The organism is Vibrio mytili, from assembly GCF_049563345.1.
In the GTDB taxonomy this organism is placed as follows: domain Bacteria; phylum Pseudomonadota; class Gammaproteobacteria; order Enterobacterales; family Vibrionaceae; genus Vibrio; species Vibrio mytili.
The window spans coordinates 1-22,549 of the sequence record NZ_CP110482.1; the positions used below are offsets into that span (position 1 = coordinate 1).

19 protein-coding genes are annotated in these 22,549 nt (G+C 43.5%); 14 read left to right on the forward strand and 5 right to left on the reverse strand.

Annotated elements, in window-relative coordinates:
• Nucleotides 1–27: 27 nt before the first annotated feature.
• The 4 genes from ONE56_RS13695 to ONE56_RS13710 all read left to right on the forward strand — a co-directional run bounded on the left by ONE56_RS13695 (nucleotide 28) and on the right by ONE56_RS13710 (nucleotide 6,496).
• On the forward strand, nucleotides 28–1,245 hold the full coding sequence (locus tag ONE56_RS13695; protein WP_041155229.1) for an AAA family ATPase: 1,218 nt from the start codon (nucleotides 28–30) through the stop codon (nucleotides 1,243–1,245).
• Between the two features lie 7 nt (nucleotides 1,246–1,252).
• Nucleotides 1,253–2,227, forward strand: a complete 975-nt coding sequence (locus ONE56_RS13700; protein WP_331437951.1) for a ParB/RepB/Spo0J family partition protein — start codon at nucleotides 1,253–1,255, stop codon at nucleotides 2,225–2,227.
• 121 nt (nucleotides 2,228–2,348) lie between these two features.
• Nucleotides 2,349–4,385: a tRNA(Met) cytidine acetyltransferase TmcA gene (locus ONE56_RS13705; RefSeq protein ID WP_423840819.1), complete on the forward strand. Its 2,037-nt coding sequence runs from the start codon at nucleotides 2,349–2,351 to the stop codon at nucleotides 4,383–4,385.
• Between the two features lie 434 nt (nucleotides 4,386–4,819).
• Complete coding sequence (locus ONE56_RS13710) at nucleotides 4,820–6,496, forward strand: DUF342 domain-containing protein (protein ID WP_423840820.1); 1,677 nt, start codon at nucleotides 4,820–4,822, stop codon at nucleotides 6,494–6,496.
• Nucleotides 6,497–6,567: 71 nt separating this feature from the next.
• On the opposite strand, the gene ONE56_RS13715 is transcribed toward ONE56_RS13710, so the two are convergent.
• A complete protein-coding gene (locus tag ONE56_RS13715) occupies nucleotides 6,568–7,221 on the reverse strand; it encodes a glutathione S-transferase family protein (RefSeq protein ID WP_041155167.1) in 654 nt (217 codons plus the stop codon).
• A 101-nt stretch (nucleotides 7,222–7,322) separates the two neighbouring features.
• Here ONE56_RS13715 and ONE56_RS13720 point away from each other — a divergent pair, with 101 nt between their 5' ends.
• From ONE56_RS13720 to ONE56_RS13730, 3 genes are all read left to right on the forward strand, one after another.
• Nucleotides 7,323–8,222 (forward strand): LysR family transcriptional regulator, encoded by a 900-nt coding sequence (locus ONE56_RS13720; protein ID WP_423840821.1) that lies wholly within the window; start codon nucleotides 7,323–7,325, stop codon nucleotides 8,220–8,222.
• 122 nt (nucleotides 8,223–8,344) lie between these two features.
• On the forward strand, nucleotides 8,345–8,770 hold the full coding sequence (locus ONE56_RS13725) for an NUDIX hydrolase (RefSeq protein WP_423840822.1): 426 nt from the start codon (nucleotides 8,345–8,347) through the stop codon (nucleotides 8,768–8,770).
• A gap of 518 nt (nucleotides 8,771–9,288) precedes the next feature.
• Nucleotides 9,289–10,314: a zinc-binding alcohol dehydrogenase family protein gene (locus ONE56_RS13730; RefSeq protein WP_423840823.1), complete on the forward strand. Its 1,026-nt coding sequence runs from the start codon at nucleotides 9,289–9,291 to the stop codon at nucleotides 10,312–10,314.
• A 228-nt stretch (nucleotides 10,315–10,542) separates the two neighbouring features.
• On the opposite strand, the gene mpaA is transcribed toward ONE56_RS13730, so the two are convergent.
• Nucleotides 10,543–11,256, reverse strand: a complete 714-nt coding sequence (mpaA, locus tag ONE56_RS13735) for a murein tripeptide amidase MpaA (RefSeq protein ID WP_041155164.1) — start codon at nucleotides 11,254–11,256, stop codon at nucleotides 10,543–10,545.
• A gap of 232 nt (nucleotides 11,257–11,488) precedes the next feature.
• On the opposite strand from mpaA, the gene ONE56_RS13740 reads away from it, so the two are divergent.
• A complete protein-coding gene (locus ONE56_RS13740; protein WP_423840824.1) occupies nucleotides 11,489–13,114 on the forward strand; it encodes an ABC transporter substrate-binding protein in 1,626 nt (541 codons plus the stop codon).
• A gap of 44 nt (nucleotides 13,115–13,158) precedes the next feature.
• Here the strand turns inward: ONE56_RS13740 and ONE56_RS13745 are convergent, their stop codons facing one another.
• The gene (locus ONE56_RS13745; protein ID WP_331437944.1) at nucleotides 13,159–13,752 is read right to left on the reverse strand and encodes a mechanosensitive ion channel family protein; all 594 of its coding nucleotides are present in this window, start codon (nucleotides 13,750–13,752) and stop codon (nucleotides 13,159–13,161) included.
• A 530-nt stretch (nucleotides 13,753–14,282) separates the two neighbouring features.
• Here ONE56_RS13745 and cyaB point away from each other — a divergent pair.
• Nucleotides 14,283–14,876: a class IV adenylate cyclase gene (cyaB, locus tag ONE56_RS13750; RefSeq protein WP_331437943.1), complete on the forward strand. Its 594-nt coding sequence runs from the start codon at nucleotides 14,283–14,285 to the stop codon at nucleotides 14,874–14,876.
• Between the two features lie 375 nt (nucleotides 14,877–15,251).
• On the opposite strand, the gene ONE56_RS13755 is transcribed toward cyaB, so the two are convergent.
• The gene (locus ONE56_RS13755) at nucleotides 15,252–15,452 is read right to left on the reverse strand and encodes a hypothetical protein (RefSeq protein ID WP_423840825.1); all 201 of its coding nucleotides are present in this window, start codon (nucleotides 15,450–15,452) and stop codon (nucleotides 15,252–15,254) included.
• 174 nt (nucleotides 15,453–15,626) lie between these two features.
• Between ONE56_RS13755 and ONE56_RS13760 the strand changes: the two genes are divergently transcribed.
• The 5 genes from ONE56_RS13760 (at nucleotide 15,627) to ONE56_RS13780 (ending at nucleotide 20,039) form a co-directional block, all read left to right on the forward strand.
• Complete coding sequence (locus ONE56_RS13760) at nucleotides 15,627–16,424, forward strand: hypothetical protein (RefSeq protein ID WP_423840826.1); 798 nt, start codon at nucleotides 15,627–15,629, stop codon at nucleotides 16,422–16,424.
• 263 nt (nucleotides 16,425–16,687) lie between these two features.
• Complete coding sequence (locus tag ONE56_RS13765; RefSeq protein WP_423840827.1) at nucleotides 16,688–17,284, forward strand: tyrosine-type recombinase/integrase; 597 nt, start codon at nucleotides 16,688–16,690, stop codon at nucleotides 17,282–17,284.
• Nucleotides 17,285–17,527: 243 nt separating this feature from the next.
• Nucleotides 17,528–18,304 carry an MBL fold metallo-hydrolase gene (locus ONE56_RS13770; RefSeq protein ID WP_069522899.1) on the forward strand — a complete coding sequence of 259 codons (777 nt, stop codon included), beginning with the start codon at nucleotides 17,528–17,530 and terminating at the stop codon, nucleotides 18,302–18,304.
• A gap of 96 nt (nucleotides 18,305–18,400) precedes the next feature.
• Nucleotides 18,401–19,372 (forward strand): GlxA family transcriptional regulator, encoded by a 972-nt coding sequence (locus ONE56_RS13775; protein WP_065771895.1) that lies wholly within the window; start codon nucleotides 18,401–18,403, stop codon nucleotides 19,370–19,372.
• Between the two features lie 310 nt (nucleotides 19,373–19,682).
• The gene (locus ONE56_RS13780) at nucleotides 19,683–20,039 is read left to right on the forward strand and encodes a hypothetical protein (RefSeq protein WP_423840828.1); all 357 of its coding nucleotides are present in this window, start codon (nucleotides 19,683–19,685) and stop codon (nucleotides 20,037–20,039) included.
• A 398-nt stretch (nucleotides 20,040–20,437) separates the two neighbouring features.
• Here ONE56_RS13780 and ONE56_RS13785 read toward each other — a convergent pair whose 3' ends face one another.
• The gene (locus ONE56_RS13785; RefSeq protein WP_423840829.1) at nucleotides 20,438–22,549 is read right to left on the reverse strand and encodes a type I secretion system permease/ATPase; all 2,112 of its coding nucleotides are present in this window, start codon (nucleotides 22,547–22,549) and stop codon (nucleotides 20,438–20,440) included.

The window sequence follows — 22,549 nt, forward strand, 5'->3', positions numbered from 1 at the left end:
TTCTACATCCTTTCAACGGAATTTGGCATGAAAAGAGAAAAAACGATTGAGAATCTTCATGAGTTAGCTGAATTGACACAACAGGTTCAGGCTGACCGTATAGAGATTGTTTTAGAAGAGCGAAGTGATAACTACTTCCCTCCAATGTCTAAGGCAATGATGGAAACGCGTTCTGGTTTGACTCGTCGTAAACTGGACGACGCTATCGGCAAAATGGAAGCAAAAGGCCATCAATTTACAAAAAACAATGCCAACCACTACTCCATTACGTTAGAAGAAGCGCACATGCTTATGGATGCGGCGGAAGTACCAAAATTCCATGAGCGTAAAAAAAATTCAAACAACAAGCCTTGGATTATCAACGTACAAAACCAAAAGGGTGGTACGGGTAAATCAATGACGGCCGTACATCTGGCAGCATGTCTCGCATTGAATTTGGATAAACGTTACCGTATCTGTCTGATTGACTTGGACCCTCAAGGTTCTTTACGTCTATTTTTGAATCCACAAATCAGTATGGCCGAGCATGACAACATCTATTCTGCTGTCGATATTATGTTAGGTAACGTGCCGGATGAAGTTGAAATTGATAGTGAGTTCTTACGTAAGAATGTGTTGTTGCCCACACAATATCCAAACCTAAAATCCATTTCAGCTTTTCCTGAAGATGCGATGTTTAATGCTGAAGCATGGCAAACACTTTCCGAAGACCCATCGCTGGATATTGTTCGTTTACTCAAAGAGCAACTGATTGACAAAATTGCTGACGATTTCGATATCATTATGATTGATACGGGTCCTCACGTTGATCCACTTGTTTGGAATGCCATGTATGCGTCTAACGCGCTGCTTATTCCATGTGCGGCTAAGCGTCTTGACTGGGCTTCTACTGTGAACTTTTTCCAACATTTACCGACGGTATATGAGATGTTCCCAGAAGACTGGAATGGCCTTGAATTTGTGCGCATGATGCCGACCATGTTTGAGGACGATAACAAGAAGCAAGTTTCTGTATTAACTGAGATGAATTACTTACTTGGTGACCAAGTGATGATGGCAACGATACCGCGTAGCCGTGCATTCGAGACGTGTGCAGATACTTACAGTACAGTGTTTGACTTAACCGTTAGTGATTTTGAAGGTGGTAAGAAAACGCTGGCAACCGCTCAAGATGCAGTGCAGAAGAGCGCTTTGGAACTAGAGCGTGTATTACACTCTAACTGGCCATCATTAAATCAGGGGTAATAAGTAAATGGCTTTAAAAACGTCTGAATTAAACGCAAAATTGTTTGGTAAAACCAACAAACGTCGTGTAGCGACTCCGCAAGAAGCACAAACTGCAGCAAAAGATAAAGCGCAGGTGATCGAGTTGGCAGTTGCGGGTGAGAATACGGTTCAATTTGAACTGGTTCGTGTACCTGCCCATAAAGTAGAGACTGATACCACGGTCTTTGAAAACAATGCTCGTGAACAATCGTTTTTAAATGAACATGCTTTGTCTGATGTTCTGATTACGCTAAAAGAACGAGGACAGCAATATCCCGCGGTTGGTCGTCGTACTAAAGATGGCAAGATAGAAGTTCTTGATGGTAGTCGTCGACGCAAATCTTGTATTTTGGCTGAGCAAGATTTCCTTGTTTATGTTGGCGAAGAGATTAACTCTAATCACGCTAAATTTTTATCTGATGTCGCAAACGCGCACAAGCCGCTATCACTTTACGAGAAAGGTAAAGAGATGCAGGCCAAGCTAGAAAATGGTGAAGCGGAAGATCAAAAAGCGTTAGCAAAAATGTTTCAATGTAGCGAGGCGTTAGTTAGCGGTGCCTTAAAAGCAGCGGCGCTGCCATTGGAATTGCTGCAAGCGTATCCTAATGTAGCGGATCTTGGCCGACCAACGATCGTCAAGTTGCACAAACAGTTTTCGACTCTAACACCTGACAAGCAGCAAGAACTTTTAGATAAATGCCGCACAAGCGAAGGCTTTTTATGGCAAAGAAGCCAGGCTCAAGGCGTTGCTCGCTTAACTAAAGAAGTCACAGAGAATCTTGAGTATTGGATTAAAGAGTTGTTACCAGCGAAGCCGAGTGAAAAAGCTGAAAAAGTTGAGCTGATTAAGGGCCGCGCTAGTTATAGTCGTAAAGGCAGTAATTTAGCCTTAAACCTTAAAAAGGTGGACGATACCTTGATGGAGGAAATACTTGCCTTTGTGCAGAGTAAGATGCAATAGCCTCTTTTTTTGACGTTTCAAGCCGCCTCCGGGCGGTTTTTTTATCGCTGTCATTTATAGTCAGAGAGCATAGAGTTAGTGATGTGATACCATAGATTCAGTTCAACGTCGGATAGCTTACATGTACGCACATTCTCAATTTCTTTCACAGCTTCAACACCAAGTATCGGCAGCTTTTCAGCGTGTCGGTGTCGTGATTAGCGGAGATTCTGATTGGCAAGATCAAGTCATTAATGAGTTTCACCAATACCAACAACATCAAACCTGGTTTTGTATGGGAGATTGGCAATGGGCTGATGACTATTGTGTCTCCGTGAAGCAAGGTCATATGTTGCTCGGTAGAGAGTGTGAAGTCTTGTTATTTGACGCGAGGCAAGGCTTCGATGCTAATAGCTTCAGCGCCGCGATTGGCTCGCTCGTCGGCGGGGGTATTTTGATTATTGTTGTACCGACACAAACGTCAAACGACCCTGCGCAACAGTGGCTGAAAGCACAATGGGATAAACTGATAGTACTTGAACAACATCGCCCAGTACCCTCCGTGCCGGCATTCTCATCGGCGGCACGACCCACGAAGTATCTACAACAATTGGATGCAATTGCAGCGATTGAAAAAGTGATCACTGGTCATCGCAAGCGTCCACTTGTTTTAACTGCCGATCGCGGGCGAGGAAAAAGTAGTGCTCTTGGTATCGCAAGCGCTAATTTGCTGGTAAAAAAGCCATTGCGTATATTAGTTACCGCACCATCGCTCAATGCGGTAGAGCCCGTTTTCGTTCACGCTTCACGTGGAACGAAGGATGGACATAGAATCAGAAAAGATCGATTAGATGTCGGGCAGGGCAGTCTTCAATTTGTTGCCCCAGACGAGCTGCTTAATCGCTTACCTGAGTGTGATCTACTTCTTGTTGACGAAGCAGCAGCGATTCCCGTTCCGTTATTAAAAAGAATAACCGAGCACTACCATCGTCTTGTGTTTTCCTCTACGGTACATGGTTACGAAGGGTGTGGCCGCGGTTTTACCTTAAAGTTTGTTGACTGGCTAAAAGCCAACAGACCTGGGATGCATGTTTGTCATTTAAAACAACCGATACGTTGGAGCGAGACGGACCATTTAGAAGCGTGGTCTTATGACGCGTTTTTGCTGGATGCTGAAATCAGGCAGTCATCATTAGAACTCTCTGGGCAGATACAATTAACAAAAATGGATAAGCAACAACTTATCGCTTCCCCTATGCTGTTGCGCGAGTGTTTTGCGCTGCTCGTTAATGCACATTATCAAACTTCACCCAATGATTTACTTCACCTGTTGCAAGACGAACGTAGCCATATGTGGGTTGCCAAAGATCAACATCATATTGTAGGGGTCATGCTCACTGTCGAAGAGGGCGATTTAGACGATGATATTATTTGCGATATCGCCATCGGTAAACGTCGTCCTCGAGGGCATCTGACGCCTATTACCATCGTGAATCAACTTGGCTACCCTCAAGTTGGGCGCCTTTCAACATTACGTATAATGCGAATTGCTGTTCATCCGTCACTTCACCGACATGGCGTAGGTCAGTCGATGTTGAAACTTCTAGAGGCCACGCTCGACTCCCATATATCGTATTTGTCCACCAGCTTCGGCGCGACAGACGAGCTTATTCAGTTTTGGCTTAAAGCGGGATACCAACCGATTCGGCTCGGTACTACTCGCGATGCTGCTAGCGGATGCTATTCATTATTGATGGTTAGGCAAACCGAACATCAACAGCAGGTATGGATCGATGAAGCGAGCGCATTAATGCACGAACTATTATCGCGAAGTGTCATTCAAACGTATCCGAAAATTGAAGCTAGTTTGTATCGTCGCTTATTACAATCACCATCCCGGACAGACAAATTACATCCGAATAAACTCACGCTGATTCACAATTATTGCCAAGGTGGTGGGAGCTACGAATCGGTACTTTTATGGTTGCAACAGTGGTTGCTGCAGTCTGGCTTAGACTCGACTTCCGATTTACTCATTAGCAAGGTTTTTCTCAATCATGACTGGGCTATGTGTGCGAAGCAGTTTCAACTGGCTGGCAGAAAGCAAGTAGAGCAGCGGCTACGAAGTGAGATCAATCAACGTTTAAAGCAAATTTACACTGTAAAAGGCGTATCTTGAATTTACACTGTAAACTTAGCCCGACGAAAAGAGAGAGGTTTACACTGTAAATTTGTCTTTTGCTTTTCAATATAGAGAAGCTTAACTTAAACGCAAACAACGACGGCCATCCGAGTTTTTAATCATGTCGGAGTGATAACGTTTATTGATAGTTTGCCGTTGGTGCTGCTCACGTATATCGACATCGTAAGATTCTATTGATAGAAAGCCCCCCAAAATAGTCAAAATACATAACCGAAAAGAGAGAGACGGACATCCCAAATCAGAACTGAGTAATAGGTATCCAACACTTTGTTTCGTAAGCCATAACTATAACTCTGCTTTAGTGACGTACTGCTTATATTCACTACGGAATTCTTTTCCAAAAAATTATTTGAAGTAGACTGGATACGTTGATAGAAAACTAAATCAGTTATAAAAAGAGCGGTGTCGAAATGTGGAACTTATGTCTTGGTTGGTCTGAAAATAAAACAGAAATTGTTGCCAGTCTTCCGAGGGATGCGGACGTTAGTTTTGAGCTAAACCCACAACAACTCGAAGACGAGTTAAAAGTGCTAAAAGCAGACAAGTTGCTCGTCGACCAAAAGGAAGTGGACGCTTTCATTGTTAATGCGAGAGAACACAAACCAGAAGCTTACGAAGGAACGGTCATTGCTCGGAAAACCAATGCCCAACTCGATGTTGTATTGTCTGATGATAATATGTTGGCGAGTATTAAAGTGACTGGGGCGTACGGTGGACGTGGTTTGCGTGGCCCTGAAGTGATCTATGCACTTGCTAATGCTCGAGTAACGAAAGGCATCAATAAATTAGCGCTCAAAAAAGTGCTAGTTGTCAGCACAAAGCTTAAACCAGGTAGCACCTTTGTCCAACCAGTCGCCGTCGGTAAACAACCAATCAAAGGCAAAGACTCTGTCTTCAAACCACTTGTTAAAGATATCACTAAGAGAATCCTCAAGCCGAAAGAGGGACAATCAACCAGTGATAAAATCGACTTAAGAAACCTCGGAGAAATCATTGATGTGGGGGTAGGGGATCAGGTGATGCGCCGCATCCCAGCAACAAAAGGGACAGCTGGTTATACTGTACAAGGCATTCCTGTCCCTGCGCAAGAAGGGCAAGAGCGGCCCTTAAAGCCAGGTAAGGGAACGCAAATCAGCCCTAATGATCCGAACCTTCTCATCGCGAGTGTCTCTGGTACGCCGCTCATTAAAGATAGGACAATCGAAGTCGACAATGCGATGTTTCTGAATAATGTGGGTGTGAACACAGGGCACGTGAAGTTCAAAGGCAATGTCATTATCGGTGGTAACATTGAATCAGGGATGATCGTGAAAGCAACAGGGTCTATTACAGTTGGTGGGTTCATTGAATCTGCTGACGTTGAGGCTCATGGTGATATTCAAGTAAGCAAAGGTATCATCGGACATACAGTCAGTGACGGCCAGCCAAAAAGCTGTCTGGTAAAAACCAAGGGCACAATACGAGCGAGCTACGCACAATATTCCGATCTTGTCGCCGACGAGGATATTGAGTTATCGGTACATAGCATGAACAACGACATCGTTTGTGGAAATAATCTGACGGTGATGGACGCTTCTGAAAAGAATGGCACATTAAGCGGCGGTATGGCAAAAGTTGGCGGCCGAGTACGGTGTTTGCAGTTAGGTGTTGAAGGTGATGCAGCTACAGATGTTGAGGCATTCTCACGCTATCAAGTATTCAAAGACGGAATCGCCGATTTAAAACAGCGATATAAACAAGCACAACAAGAAACGATGGATGTCGTCCGTAAGGAACTAGAATACAAGAAACGTCCAAAGTCAGAGCGTAGCGACGAAGAGCTCGTTCTTATTGAGCAACTTAAACAACAAAACAGTACTCAACTCGAAGACATTAAACAAAAGTTAGATCTTATGGAAGCTGAGTTAGAAGTGGCACTTACGGAGTGCACTGTTGAAGCAAAAGAGAAAGTTTTTACGCGCGTTACGGTAAAATTTGGAGATGAACAAGTCACGACTAAGCGCAGTCACGGCGGATGTTCATTCCAGTTCAATCAATATGAAATCAAAGTCTCCGCTAACCTTGAAGAAGAGGACGTGCCCAATTAACTCGCCCTTCAGGCGCATTTTGACGTTTTTTGGGTGCATCAACTGCACCTCTTTTTGCAATCACATTTAAACTAACTAGTTTTTTGGCTGACATCACGCTTAAGTGCAGTTTGTCTTAGTCCGACCTTCGAACATTTCATTGGAACAAATCCTGGCAGTGCTTCTACTCGTTTAAGCCAAGCTTGCAAGCTAGGGTAGTCAGCTAAACTTATCCCACCTTCTGGCGCCACTTTGATATAACTGTATAGGGCTAAATCAGCAATAGTTGGACCTGTACCAACCAACCATTGGCGGTTGCTTTGGTAATGCTCAACTTGTGTGAGGAGCTTATATGCTTCATGACTGAGCGGAGCACTGTCTATGCTGCGATTAAACAAATTCGCCGCACGCAGTTTGGCTATTGAGCCCGCCAGTCGATGAGCTGCGAGAGATAAAAACTGTTCGATATAGGCACGCATTTGAGGTGATTCTGGAAGCCACGTCAGTTCTTTATCATAGACGGTCGCAAGATAAACCAAGATCGCGTTTGAGTCAGAAATGACGGTTTCACCGTCGACCAATACGGGGATCTGACCGAAAGGATTAAGTGTCAAAAACTCTGGCTGTTGATGTTCTCCGCCAGGCAAGTCGACGGTTATGAGTTCAAAGTCTAATTCGAGCATACTTAACAGCATGTGTGCACGGTGTGCATGCCCTGAGAGAGGGTGCCAATATAGCTTTATCATCGTTTTTTCCTCAGCGAGTTGTTTATTCTATTTAAGAACAAGTTGCACAGAAGAAAAACCCCGCTACTATGGAATAACAATTTCCAAAATGTTGACAATAAATGGACACTATCGATGGAATGAGAACAGTCGTGGCGGTGATAGAGACAGGATCATTTACCGCGGCTTCAGAACGTTTAGGCATTTCCAAATCCCTAACTTCCAAATACGTTAATCGAGTCGAAGATCAGCTGGGTGTCAAATTGTTTCATCGCACGACTCGAAAACTTTCGGTTAATCAGTCAGGACAAGAATATTATCTGCAAGCGCGAGCTGTGTTAGCGAAATTCGATAAGTTATACCATCAACTCGATGTAGCGAATAAATCTGTGTCTGGGGTTATACGAGTGACTGCTTCGCAGGGATTTGCTGAGGAATTATTAAGCCCGATTATTCCTGATTTCTACGCACGCTATCCTGAGATTCAAATTGATATCATCGTTACTAATCAAAAGCTGGATTTGGTAGAACAAGCGATAGACGTTGCATTTCGTGCCAGTGAACTAGAGGATTCTGGCTTAAGGTATCGCAAGATAATGTCACTGCAAAGTTCTGTGTACGCTGCGCCCAAGTTCGCCAAAGAGTACGGACATGATGTGGAATTGGATCAGTTGCCTTGCCTTATCGATACGAACCTTCACCCCATCGCTCGCTGGCCCCTAGACAGCTCTTCTCGCCAGAGCAAAGCTTGTACGAGCCTGGCCATACGTCCGGTATACAAAAGTAATAGCCCAAGGCTGATTCGCCAATTGACTCTTTCTGCTGTTGGAGCAAGCTATCAACCTGATATTATCGCAGCGCCGTATGTAGAAAAGGGCTTACTGCAAAAGCTTGATATTGGTTTTAAAACTCTGAAGTATCCGCTATATGCTCTCTATCGCGGTGGCGAATATCACCCAGAGCGAGTGAAAGTGTTTTTAGATTTTGTTGTCGATAAACTTGGTATAATTAACCGAAAGTAAGCAAGTCCCTTTTCGCGTTAGACCTTTATCCTTTAACATGCGATCAATAGGAATCTACCTTGCTATAATCTGTGTAGAAAGCATTCGGCAATCCGGTAAAGTTTCAAATTTTGAGTAATATAATGAATAACGTAATTGATAAGCTCGCTTGGGTTTTGATTCAAGATGGTAAGTTTTTGGCTGTAAGATCTAAAGGTAAAGAGCTGTTTTATCTCCCAGGCGGTAAACGTGAAATTGGTGAAAGCGACACTGAAGCCCTAACTCGTGAAATCAAAGAAGAACTGTCAGTTGATCTTATTCCAAGCAGTATTAAATACATGGGGACATTCACGGCTCAGGCTGATGGCAAAGTACAGGGTGTCTCAGTAAAACTAACTTGTTACTTTGCTGATTACACTGGCGAACTCATTCCTGCTGCTGAAATCGAAGAGCAAAAGTTCATTGACGGTAATGATGAAATCGTTTGTTCAGTCGCAGCGTTGGTTGCGTTAAAGTGGTTAGAAGAAAAATCATTGATAGCTAGAAAAAGCTCCCATACAAGCGTTTAAGCGATCAAGAACCGTCTTACCATGTTGGCTGTGGTCTTGTGCTCACCAAGTCATCCTGTCTTATGTCAACGATTCACTCATTTTTAGGTTTATTAATCACAAACCGCAAATGACGGTTCTATTTCAACAAAAGGCTCTTTGCACAATAGCAACCACTATCCAGACCTTGCTAAGGGTTTACATCATGAGTTCTTCCTCTTGCAACTGTCCCAAAAACTCAGATTAAAGCGAATGTAAACGCAAGCTCTCCAACTGTTTAACTGTATTTTCAATTTATTTTTGATAGTTAATCAAATGAGATGCCGTTTCTCATTACTAATTGTTCCTCTATGATGATTCCATAAAGTATTTAAGTTAGCTAGATAAATTCGAAGTCGATATAGATAGGCCCCTTTCCTGCAATTCGATAGTTGGTATTTAATTGTCAAATTTAATTTGATAATTGTTGTGGGCTTTGGCGATTTATTTAGATACTGAGTTGGCTGAAATTAGCGGAATCATATCAAGGAGACAGAACAATGGCAGTACCATCAAAAATGAAAGCAATTGGCTTTACCCAATCATTTGCAATCACTGAGCAAGACAGTCTGTTTGAATTTGAAACAGACCTTCCTGAGTTAAAAGGGAGCGATCTACTGGTTAAAGTTAGCGCGACATCCATTAACCCAGCAGACGCCAAAATTCGCATTCGTAATGCTCAAGATAAAACGCTTGAGCAACCAAAAGTGCTGGGGTATGACGCAGTAGGGGAAGTGGTTAAAAAAGGCCAAGACGTTACAGGCTTTGAAGTCGGTGATCGTGTCTACTATGCAGGTGATGTGACGCGCATGGGGGCAAATGCAGAATATCAAGCGGTCGATTACCGTATTGTATCTCATGCTCCAAAGAGCCTGTCTGATGAATCTGCTGCAGCTATGCCGTTAGTGACACTTACGGCTTGGGAAGCGTTGTTTGAGCGCCTGCGTGTCCGTCCAGAAGAGAAAAAATCGCTACTGATTATTGGTGGTGCGGGTGGTGTCGGTTCTATCGCAATTCAACTGGCAAAGCAACTTACCCGTCTCAATGTTATCGCAACAGCGTCAAGGCCCGAAACTGAACAATGGGTCAGAGAGATGGGCGCTGATCATGTGGTCAATCATCGTGACCTTGTTGCGTCTGTGCGAGAGCAAGGCATTCAGCATGTTGATTATATTTTCAATGTTGCAGACACAAAGGGGCACTGGGATTCAATGGTGGAGCTGATTGCACCACAAGGCATGATAAGTTCTATAGTGGAGTTCGATAGCGGGATTGATTTATCGGCACTACAAGGTAAGTCTGCAGGTTTCGTTTGGGAGCTCATGTTTACCCGTTCACTCTTCAATACAGACGATATCCAGAAACAACAAGACATCCTATTCCAAGTGGCGAATTTGATTGATGCTGGCCGTATTAAATCTACGCTCACAAATACCTTGTATGGCTTTAGTGCGGAAACGTTGAAAGAAGCGCACAAACGGATTGAAAGCAGTACATCGATTGGTAAAACGGCCGTTAAATATTAATACCAATCAAAATACGTTATGAATCATTGTTGCTGGTTAAAATCGTGGATAGCTGCGTCATAAATTGGAATCACGTGTTACTGCAATTTATGCTTTGCTCTAAGCGATTTTTCCGGCGCAATACATCCATCACTTACTTATTCTGATTGGTATGGTGCTATCTGTTTACAGTGTAAACTGCCTCACTTGGTTGTAAACAGCGCGTCTGTGTCATTCAGTCCTGATGTTTTACTCACTTTTTTCGTCATACTGTAGAAGCGCTATGAACGCCGTGAGATAGTTTTCTATGGTGTGATCCGCGGATACGGCTGGCAACTCCGCCGTAATACAGGGCAACTGTCTTTCCTTACACCATGTTCCAAAGGACCCCGGTGTTTCATAATCCACATCTTCAACGACCTTTAGGTCAAATTGCTTTGCCAGCCATATTGATAATTCTGACTGAGCCGGATCATCGATAAACGCCAGTGGTTCATGAAACGAAACAACGAATTTGGGCTGTCGCTTTTCAATAAGGCTTATCAGCGCAGAGACTTCTGGCTCAAGCTGTTCGACTTTGCCCGTTTTTACTTTCACGTCTCGCACCGGGGTGTGAGAGCTCCAACGATAAACGCTGCCGTGTTCTGTCCAGTTTTCAGTCGGAAAGGCTCGGTTAAGATCAACCTGATTTGCGTTGGCACGGGTTCCCAGCTGATTACCATCAGGGTTCATCGACAGTATCACGTCATGACGTAAGCAGTGCGCGGGTAAGCTTCTTAACGCGCAGGATAAACCTGCTATCGAAGCGGTCTCATCACCATGCGTGCCAGCGAGTATTAAGCCGCGAGAATCACTTTGGATTTGCGCCGGAAAATAAAGCAAAGGTGCGTTCATGACAGAACGACCAAATAGTTTAGGTTGAATTAAAAACGCAGCTCTTTCTGATCTTGGAATCAAACTCACCTTGCTCTCCTAATGTGCGAGCGATTAATTAAATTAACGGCAAACTGAGCGGGTTAAAGTCGCTTTGCATCTTCCAGTTTGAAGTCGTTTTCAGTATTTCATTTTTCGTTTAGGTTAGCTAGATGCCCTCATACTCGTCAATGCTCATATTTCTGCATACGAATGGAATTGGGTATAGAATAAGACATTACAGCGTTTGCTTAACATGATGTATTAGGAGAATAAAAACAATATGGATATCAAATTACCCTCGTCAGGGTTGATTATTTCTTCACTGTTAGCGACCGGTTTATCGGCTTCAGCATTCGCTGATGCATTACCGAATGGTGTGCAACTTGATCCCGTTCAACAATTGATCCGTGCCAATGATGCTGAAGCCGCGACACTTGATCCTGCTAAAGCAGAAGGTTTGCCTGAAATGCACGTATTACGTGATTTATTTGAAGGGTTGGTGATACAGGATAGAGAAGGCAATATCGTGCCTGGGGTCGCAACCTCTTGGGAAACCAATGACAACAAAACTTTCGTGTTTCATCTGCGCAAAGATGCCAAGTGGTCGAACGGCGATCCTGTTACTGCGGATGACTTTGTCTATGGCCTCAGACGAGCTGTGGATCCTAAGTTGGCATCTCCCAATGTTTGGTATCTGAAGATGACCAATATAAAAAATCTTGCAGATGTTGCTGATGGGAAGAAACCTTTGACTGCGTTGGGTATTACTGCGGTAGACAAACACACATTACGTTTTGAACTGGAGAGTCAAGTTCCATATTTTGTAGCGATGACAGGACACACATCGATGATGCCCGTTCATCGAGCAACGGTGGAACACAATGACAAGCCTTGGAGTGAACCTAGTCAATTTGTGGGTAACGGTGCATTTGTACTAAATAAATGGGTGATCAATGAACGCATTGAATTGGTGAAAAATCCGAATTATTGGGATAGCGAGAATACACATCTTACTAAAGTGACGTACATACCGTTCGAGAACCAAAAGGCGTCTATTAACCGTTATGCAGTTGGTGAGGTAGATATCACTTCGGATGTTCCCACCAATTTGGCGCATAAGCTCAAAGAAGATTACCCTGAGGCTTATACAGCCGTGCCTTTACTGTGTACTTATTACTACGCGTTTAATACGACTCGACCACCGTTTGACGATGTAAGAGTGCGCCAGGCGTTTTCCTACTCGATCATGCGAGATGTGGTGACCAATGGTGTGACTCAAGTGGGGAACCTGCCTGCATACACGTTTGCCCACAAATACACGGCGGGCTTTGATGCGACCCAGCCCAAGTATAGCCAATGGACACAGCAACAGCGCGATGAAAAAGCCAGAGAGCTCATCCAACAAGCCGGGTACGGGGATAGCAAGCCACTTAAATTCAAGTTGCTCTATAACACCAGTGAAGCCAATAAGTCGATCGCAGTGGCAATTGCTTCGATGGTCAGTAAAAATCTCGGGGCAGATGTCGAGTTAGAAAATCAAGAGTGGAAATCCTATTTGGTTGCAAGGAAACAAGGTAATTTTGATGTGATGCGTGCGTCTTGGTGTGGCGATTACAACGAAGCGTCCACGTTTTTAAGTCTGTTGCGTTCTGGCTCGTCGGGGAACTTTGCTCGATACAGCAGCCAAGCGTATGATCAAGTAATGAAACAAGCGCTTGCTGCAACAAATGAAAAACAGCGTCAAGGGCTCTACGATCGAGCTGAGCAGTTGCTTACGGAAGATATGCCTATCGCTCCTATCTATTACTACATGCAGGCGAGACTGGTTCGGCCAAACGTTGGCGGTTTTGCTAAGAACAACGTAGAAGGGCGTATTTACTCAAAAGATCTGTACATCAAGCAGTAATCCAATACAAATGGCTCCAAGTCTTTACAATGTAAAGTTTGGGGCTACTTTTTTCTCCGCGTGTAAATTCTAGTCGCTGTTTTGACGGGTACGGGTTTGCTTTTGGCCAGTTTTAGAACGGCTTTTTGCAGAATTTGGTTGTTCGGATAGGTGATCAGGTGACCGTTGTCATGCTTGATCAACACGTGAAACATGCTGATCTCTTGGATCTCACCACTGATGTCTTCATCTTTATCGACCACTTTAATCCGATCGCCGACCCGATAGGGGAACACAAAGAAGATCAAAAAACTGGCAGTGATATTACTAAGTATCGACCACTGGGCGATAAACGCCACACCTAAGACCGCAAAGATAGATGAAATAAAGAGCGAGACGTCACCATAGCCAATGCCGGTAATAACCGCGAAGATAGATGCGGTTACGAACAAAAGGGCGACATTAAAGCAGCGTTGGATAAAGCTCACGCGCGCCTTTTTAACGCGTTTCGCGGATGCAATGTTTAAGATCGCGCGGTTGGCGATTGTCTTAAGTATGCGGTAAGCAATGAGAACGACGATCCCCATTAATATTTTGTACCCCAACGACCCTTCTGTGAGGTACGGGCTTAGTTGATCCAGTTGAATCCAATCATTCATTTTATTACTCGCAGATATCAAGAAAGTCGCTTTTAGAGCCTAAGTCATACTATAACCAAGTCTTGTTAACACCTAAACCTTACGACTAGTCATTATAAATTTGGTATTGCCATAACCATCATCAGTGTATCAGTGCAATTCGCCGGAATTATTTTGCATGACGTATCACTATTGGCACTAAATTTCGCTGTATTCAAGTGTGTTAGCTAATCTTAATGGGTTTCCTTTGTTTTGGGGAGAGTCTTGGTATGAATCGAATGAAAGAAGATGAAAAAGCCATTATGATGCTCGTGGTGATCGTTGGTTTGGTATTGATTTGGGTGGTTCTCGAAGAGCTGAATTACCTTGGCTTGAAATAAATTGGCTTGGACGAATGGTTTGGTTTTGCTGTCGGTGAACAACAAAGATTGAAACGTCTCGACGCTTTTTGTCGTAGCCTGCCTTTTGATCTAGCAAGCTTTTGATCCTTTTTGAGCTGAGATTACCACTTTCACTTATGTTAAAATTCTATTTTTATGTTGAAGTCGATTATGAATCACAATCATTTCCAAGGTAAATACGAGGTTGAGCTCAAGTATCGACTCGACTCGAAGTCGGTTTTCCTCGAAGTATTAAGATTATTACCTCACGAAGTTATGCTCGAAGATAATATTGAACGCGACTGGTATTTTGATTTACCAACTAAAGCCTTACAGACCGAGGGTAAAAGCGTTTGTATTCGAACGATGGAGCCTTCGGGGATCAAGTTGTGGATAGTAAAGGGACCGGAAGCTGATCGCTGTGAGGCGACAAATATTGCTGATGCTTCAATCGCTCGTAGCATGTTGGAAACTATGGGGTTTGAAGTGGTGCTAAAAGCGGAGAAAACTCGGAGTATCTACTTTGTTGGCGATTTTCATATTACCGTTGATTCCTTGGCGGGTATCGGTGATTTTGCCGAGTTCGCAATCATGACAGATGATGAATCTATGTTATCGTCTTACAAAGTTGAGTTGGAAGCTTTGGCTAATAAATTTGGCTTAACACGGGCAGCATTGCAAACGAAATCGTACAAGCAAATGTTTGCTGAAAAAAGTGCATCACAAACGACTAAGGTTTCAGATACTTTTTCTTATCCGAACTGATGTCTCTAAGTCATTTAAGTTAAGAAGCTTTGTCCGTGTGACCTGAAACCGTATCGAGCGTTGCTCACCACAACATAATCCAACGTGACCAGCCACATCTTGGAAAATTGTGTTTTTCAACTTAAGAGGCGCAGCTATGTTTTTCGGCGACCAACCAGACCTAATGCTCTTTGATGTTATACATCCCGTACACTTGATCTTTGGCATCATTGTCTTTTATAGCTTGTTTTATGTCGTCAGAAAGATCCACCTACGTATCAACCGTCTCAAAGTGGAGCGTGAAATATTTGAGTCCGAGCTGGCTAAGATCCGTGCGAGCCATAGAGTCAATGGCGCTCCGTTTCACAGTGATACCAACGGGTATCTTTCCGGGTTTCACCCCGGTACACCCTGCATCCGTACTTCCCCTAGAAGCAGTAGCGCGGCCAAAGACGATGTTTGATGCGCTTGGCTTGTTCGATTAATACCATTAATGCGGTTGTAGTCTTCGGCCTGTGCGGTGTTACGAATGTTCAATGGCTCGATGTCATAAAAGGCCGCAATATGAAGTAAAGCTTGGTCACATTCATTTGACATTAGTTTGCCAATTATTGAGTCAATCATTACTGAGCTGACTCATTTATGCCCCTTTCTGTGCTAGAGCTGATACTCGCAACATTTATATAAATTCCTCTTTGACTTAATTTATCTAATTTCCCTATTATGAAACTAAGTGTCTATATGGTTAGTAACAGTTCAAAGGAGGCATTGATGTTGATATACGAAGTAACCAAACCTGGTACTTGGATAGTTCACGAAGATCAAGATTGGGCATTCGAAGTTGAATCGCTCCTTAGGCACATAGAAGGTCAATTCTATGAAGCTAACTTAACGCTCAATATGTTCTTAGAATCGATTAGTTACCACCGTTCACCACCTAGCCGTGACCAGTGGCAACGCGACTCTGAACGTAGACGTGTAATTCAAACTGAAATCGAAAAGGGCTACCCTGACCCATACGCCCGTGAAGTCCATGATGAAATCTACATCAAGACTGAAATCCAGTTTAAACGTGAAAAGTGGCAAGCGGGTGAACTACCAAGAGAGTTTACACACAATCAGTCGTTCATCTATGCCAGAGCATTTCTATATGCCCTTGATTCATTCGATAAATTCATTAAAGTGCTCAAGAACAAAGAAGGCACACCAGAGGTTGTCGCTGAGCTTCACAATGAAATAGGTGATAATTTCCCTGACCTACGTGGAGTACGCAATACAGCACAACACATGGAGGACAGAGCCAGAGGTCTTGGTGCTGGACATAGAGGTAAGCCGCCTCAACAATTAGACTTAAAACCTATAGACAATCAATTAGCTAAGGCTGATGGTGGCATTCTGTTATTGAACTGTCTCAATGGTACTAGGTATGGCTCTACCATGGCGGATGGCCACTATGGTGAAGTGGACGTATCGCCCGATTCAATGAATCACTTACACTCGATATTTGACCGATTACTCAATGCCTTTGAGTGGAAAGGTCCAAAGGCACATCTACCTAGTAGACCGTGAATGCTAGTTACTAGCTATTACCTCAAAGGCGAAAAAGCGCTCTTTTTGCACCAAAATGCAGTTTAAGTGCGCTTAACAAACGACTTTTAAGGCTTCAAGATACTTTTCTAATCCAAATCTCGCACGTTAGAGCCTGTACTCTAACGCGCTTTTGTCCATGGGCGTTCCTGCACGCCCTGACCGACAGCGATCGACACTGCTGCAACAGTTGTAGTCTATGGCCAGACTTTATGTTGACCAATAACACCTAAGAGGAGGTCAACATGAGAAAGTTATCTTCAGGAAAATGTAGCGGGATAAAAAGACCATTCAAGTTGGAAGAGATTTGGCGAATCAGAACCAGGCTAGAGCTTGAAAACGACCTAATGCAGCTTGCACTATTGAACCTAGCCATTGATAGCAAGTTGAGGGCGAGTGATCTACTAAAGCTGCACGTATATGATGTTTCTTCGCAAGGCGTGATATATGAGAGGGTTCAATGCATCCAGCAAAAAACAGGTACCGATGTACACTATGAGATTACTCCGAGAACGCAACAGAGTATTAGTCGGTGGGTTTACTCAGCACATCTAGAGGCAAGTAGTTTTCTATTTCCAAGCTGTCGCCGTAAAGGCCAAGCCATCAGCTATTCGTTTTATCGTACGATTATCAGGAACTGGGCTGTAAAGCTTGGTTTGAATGCAGACTATTATGGTACGAATTCTATGCGTCGTACTAAAGCTACTCTGATCTATGCCAGAACGAAAAACATCAGGGCGGTACAGATCTTACTTGGTCATTCGAAGCTAGATAACACTATTAGATATCTTGGCGTTGAACTAGAAGACGCTCTGAGACTCTCAGAGCAAACGGATTGCTAGAAGGACTGATACGGGCTTTTCATACCTCTGGAAAGCCTGTGCCCCAAACAGTGTTACGTCAGTTAATGAACACTAAAATGGTTTCTATTAGTTTCCCTCAATTTATCTAATAACAACTAATTCCAAGAATAAATTTTTGTCCCAATAGTATCCTTATGTGTCCTTTAAGCCACTTTTGAGCGTCTATCCTATTGCATAAAATGACTCCATTACAGCAAAACACAGCAATACTGGAGCACAATTATGAAAATCACACAAATTCGCAATGCAACACAAGTCATAGATTATGCAGGTAAAACATTCCTTATTGACCCAATGTTAGCGCCAAAAGGCACTTACTCTGGATTTGAAGGAACAGCAAATTCACACTTACGCAATCCAACAGTTGAATTGCCTCTGCCTCTTGAAAGCATCATCAATGTGGACGCAGTTCTTCTAACTCATACTCACCCAGACCATTGGGATGAAACAGCAGTGAATGCGATACCTAAAGATAAATTGATTTTTGTACAGCACGAAGGTGATGAAACTATTCTTCTATCACAAGGTTTTACCAACGTTAAAATCTTCTCTGAAGAGACTGAATATCACGGTATTTCATTTACACGTACAGTCTGCCAGCATGGCTCTGATGCAGCATTCCAACATGATCAAATGGCTGAAATTTTGGGTGAAGTGACAGGCGTGATTTTTTCCCATGCCGATGAAGAAAAGTTATATGTGGTTGGTGATACGATTTGGATCCCAAGTGTAGAAGAAACCATGAAAAAAGAACAACCAGGTGTCGTTATTCTCAATACAGGTTGGGCGCATGTACTGGGCTTTGGTCCTATTATTATGGGTAAAGAAGATGTACTAAAAACACACCAAGTACTACCTAAAGCGAAAATCGTTGCGACTCATATGGGGGCGGTTAACCATGTATTGGTGACTACTCAAGAAATGCGCGAATACGCAGCTGCAAATATGATTAGCGATTTTGTGTTTGTTCCAGAAGATGGTGAAACAGTGATAATCTAGTTTTGATGTCATAAAGCAAACCTATGGCCTGCGTTTATGAACCGCACAGAGTAGTGTACTAACATTGCTCTGTGCATTTTACTTTGGAAACGAACTATGTATCTCAATGAAAACCATAAAATTCCTTCCGTTGCTGTTGTTGTTTTCAATCGCTTTAGCCCGTTTCATATTTCTGTCCCTAGCATTGTGTTTGGAAGAGATACCCTTAATGAAGCTTTTTTCGAGCTTAAATTTGTCGCTGGAGAGGAAGGACCGATTTTATCTGATATCGGTATGGAAATTCATACCGAGGCGCAGCTTGATTTCCTAGAGTATTGCGACATCATCGTTGTACCTTATTGGAGAACAATTGACGAGCGCCCTAATGAAAAGTTGCTCAATGCTCTCTGTCGTGCTCATGCCCGAGGCGCATTGGTTGTCGGTTTATGTCTTGGTGGTTATGTTCTCGCTTATGCTGGCTTATTAGCGGGGAAGCGAGCTGCGACACATTGGGAATTAGAACAGGATTTTAGTCAACGCTTTCCAGAAGTTTCGCTCGATACGAATGCCTTATATGTTGAAGATAGCGGGGTGATCACCTCAGCAGGTACTGCCGCAGGTATCGATTGCTGTCTGTATGTTTTCCGAAAATACTACAGCAGTATGATTGCGAACCGAGTAGCAAGAAGAATGGTTGTGCCTCCATACAGAGATGGTGGGCAAGCTCAGTTTATCGATCAGCCTATACCTGTGACGACATCTGATTCACGTATCAATGCATTAATGGACAATATCAGGCGTGATATCAATCAAAAATATTCACTGGATGAGCTAGCAGATTCAGTGATGATGACCCGCCGAACTTTTACGAGAAAATTTAATAGAGCTACAGGTATGTCATTTGGAGAATGGCTGACGGCTGAGCGACTAAACTTGGCTCAGGACCTACTTGAATCTACAGATTTGTCTATTGAACAGATTGTCGCAAAAACAGGGTTTAGCTCAGTTCTCATTTTCAGAGATAAATTTAAAGAGCGTTATGAGGTAACCCCTAACCGATGGAGGAAAACGTTCCACCAACAGCCTTAGATAAATATTAAGCGTTCCAACTAAGGTTTGCGATACATTTCCTCATGCCAATTCCGATTATTAAGGAGGTTAGCGTAGCTCATTAATGTCCAGAAGTGGCTTATCAACACTTAATAACTGGTTGGGTAACTAGCTTGATTTCGCCCTAGTGGTTTAGGTCAACGACTGATTCATCTTTTCATTAAGTGTGCTTTCCCTCCAGCAGTCATCTTTCTGATTTTAGTGTTTAAGCTAAACTGGGGTTCGCTTTATTGGTTTGTGGTAGGATATTTGGAAACGGTAATGGAATTGATGGTAGGTGATCGAGGTTATGGAGTTTGTGATAGCGATAGTTCTATTTGCGGTTGCCTTAGTCACCCTGCCTATTTTGTTTGGGATTATTCAAACCCGAGTGTCTAATCTGGACAACATCATTGAAATAGACGAAGGCAATATAATCGTTCGCAGCCTTATGGTAGAGCGTTTTTTTCGGTTAAAGGGGAGGGTGATCGCTTCAGAAAGTATCATGAAAATACAATTTTCCAATGATCCATTAAGAGAGACGTGCATCTCTCTTTTTAACCGCGCCAACGGTGCATTTGATTTTTGGGTACCGACCCATTTAGCCTCCCCTGCAAAATCCAAACTCATGTCGATATGTTTGAATGCTGACGTTGTTGACGTCTAAACGCAAGGCTCTGTTCCCTTTAACTGTTGTAATACTTAAGTAGACAACGATTGGAGGGAACTATTATGCTTCAGTCACAGTTCCACAAGCTTATAAAACTACTCCCCTGTAGTGGATAAATGAATTTGGCCTCAAGGTTAGAGGTTTTTCGATACCTAAGATAATCCGCTAAATGCTAATTTAGAAATGACGCTAACAAGGTTTTGTACAAAAGTGTGCCAGAACCAAAACATGCAGTGACATTCAGTCTGAGAAAAGTTTCAAGCTCTCATGTACTAGTTACGAATTTATTGTCAGAGTTCGATCTTAGTTGTCCACCAACATTTGCCATAAAAAAGCCCTCAAACTTGCACTGAAGTGAGGGCTTGATTGATATCATACAAAATAGAGAGACGATGTTAATCTGCTCGTACTTTCCCTTGTTTCAAATCGTTCAAGATCTTGCTTTTTGGACCATCGGCGATGATGCTGCCTTTTTCCATAACAATGACACGATCGACAATATCGAGCATGGCCGTTTTATGCGTGATGAGTATCAGCGTTTCACTCGGTTTGAGCTGAGCCAACTGGTGCTTTATATGCATTTCAGAGCGGTTATCCATCGCACTGGTTGGCTCGTCCAGCAACAGTACTGGCGGTCTGCCCACGAACGCACGTGCAATCGTTACGGCTTGGCGCTGGCCACCCGAGAGCAGGGCACCACCTTCTCCCACCTGACGTTCTAATCCGGCAGGATCTGATTGAGTAAAGGTGGTAACCCCCGCACGATTAGCTGCATCCATGACATCTCGATCATCTGTCAGTGGACGACCTAAAGTAATGTTATCGCGAATGGAACCAAAGAACAGGTTCGGGTCTTGAGGGACACAGCCAATATTGCGGCGAATATCAACGTGATGTAGCTGAGCAATATCGGTTTCATCTATGCGGACATGACCTTCCGTTGGTTGGTACAATCCCATTATGAGGCGCTCTAATGTGGTTTTCCCTGAACCTATACGTCCAATAATGGCCACTTTCTCGCCAGGCTCTATCGTCAGGCTCAAATCACGAATCGATGGGACTGGCGCATTGGGATAGTGGAAAGTCACGTGTTCTAGCTCAATCTTACCTTGAATGATAGGACGGTGGATGTAACGCTTGCCTTCTTCCTGTTCATCAGGCATTTGCATCACTTGGTGGATGATGGTCATGGATGATTTTGCTTGATTATAGCGCGTAGAAAGTAATGAAAGTTGTACCAGCGGACCAATAGCGCGACTGCTTAACATGGTCGCTGCAATCAACCCCCCCATCGTGAGCTCACCCTCAGCGATGAGGTAAACACCTAAAATGATCATCCCTACGCTACAGCTCTGTTGTACAAATCCGGCAGAGTTTTGGATGCTATCAGTAATGCGGCGGCTCTTAATGTTCCAGTTTGCCATGTGCGCGACCGCCTCTTCCCAACGATATTGGAATTGGCTCTGCGCACTGAGCATTTTTACGGTTTCAAGTCCTGCTAAGCTTTCGATCAGGTTGGCGTACTTCTGTGAAGCGAGACGAGAACCTTCTTCTATCGAGCGTCTTAACGGTCCCTGAATGATTAAAGAATGAATCACCAGCAGCACGACACCAACTAGAGGGACGAGAACAAGGTTGCCAGTCATTAGCCAGATAATAAACAAAAATAGTAGGGCGAATGGCAAGTCAATCAGCGCACTGATCGTTGCTGAAGTGAAGAATTCTCGAATCGACTCAAACTCTTGTAAATGCCGTGCAAAAGCACCAACAGAAGGCGGTTTAGACTCCATACGAATCCCCATCACTTTACTAAACAGTTTGGACGAGATCAGTATGTCGGATTTTTTCCCCGCGACATCGATAAAGTAATTTCGTAATGATTTGAGTATAAAGTCAAAGGCGAAGACAACAAAAATACCACTGGCTAAGACCCACAAGGTTTCAAACGCAAGGTTTGGAACGACTTTGTCATACACCAAGCGTGTAAACATTGGCGCTGCGATAGCAAAAATATTAATGAGTATTGAGGCGATAAATACATCGCGATAGATTCGTTTTGATTGCCACAGCGTGGACCAAAACCAGTGCCCCTGTTTTGTGTCGAGAACTTCAGGCGAGCGCTCATCGAAACGGAATTGTTTCTTAACTAAAAAGTAGCGACCTGAGTACTGCGCTTGTAATTCTTTCAACGGAATGGAGATTGGCACAATGCCGCTTTCCATGGTGGTGATTTCAGCCTCTTGCGTCTCATGATTGATGCTGTTTAGTACGCAAGAGTCTCCGTCATTCAGAACCAATATCGCGGGCAGAATTAAGCTGGAGATATTCTCCAGCTCTGAGCGGTTTTCTTTGGCGACCAAGCCCGCTCTTTCTGCCGCTCTAGGAAGCAAAAACGGGGTAAGTTTGCCCTCTGATAGAGGGAGCCCATTAACCAGAGCTTCTGGTGAATTCGCCAGTCCATAGTAACGACTAACGTAGATAAGCGAATTCAGTAAAGGGTCTTGCAT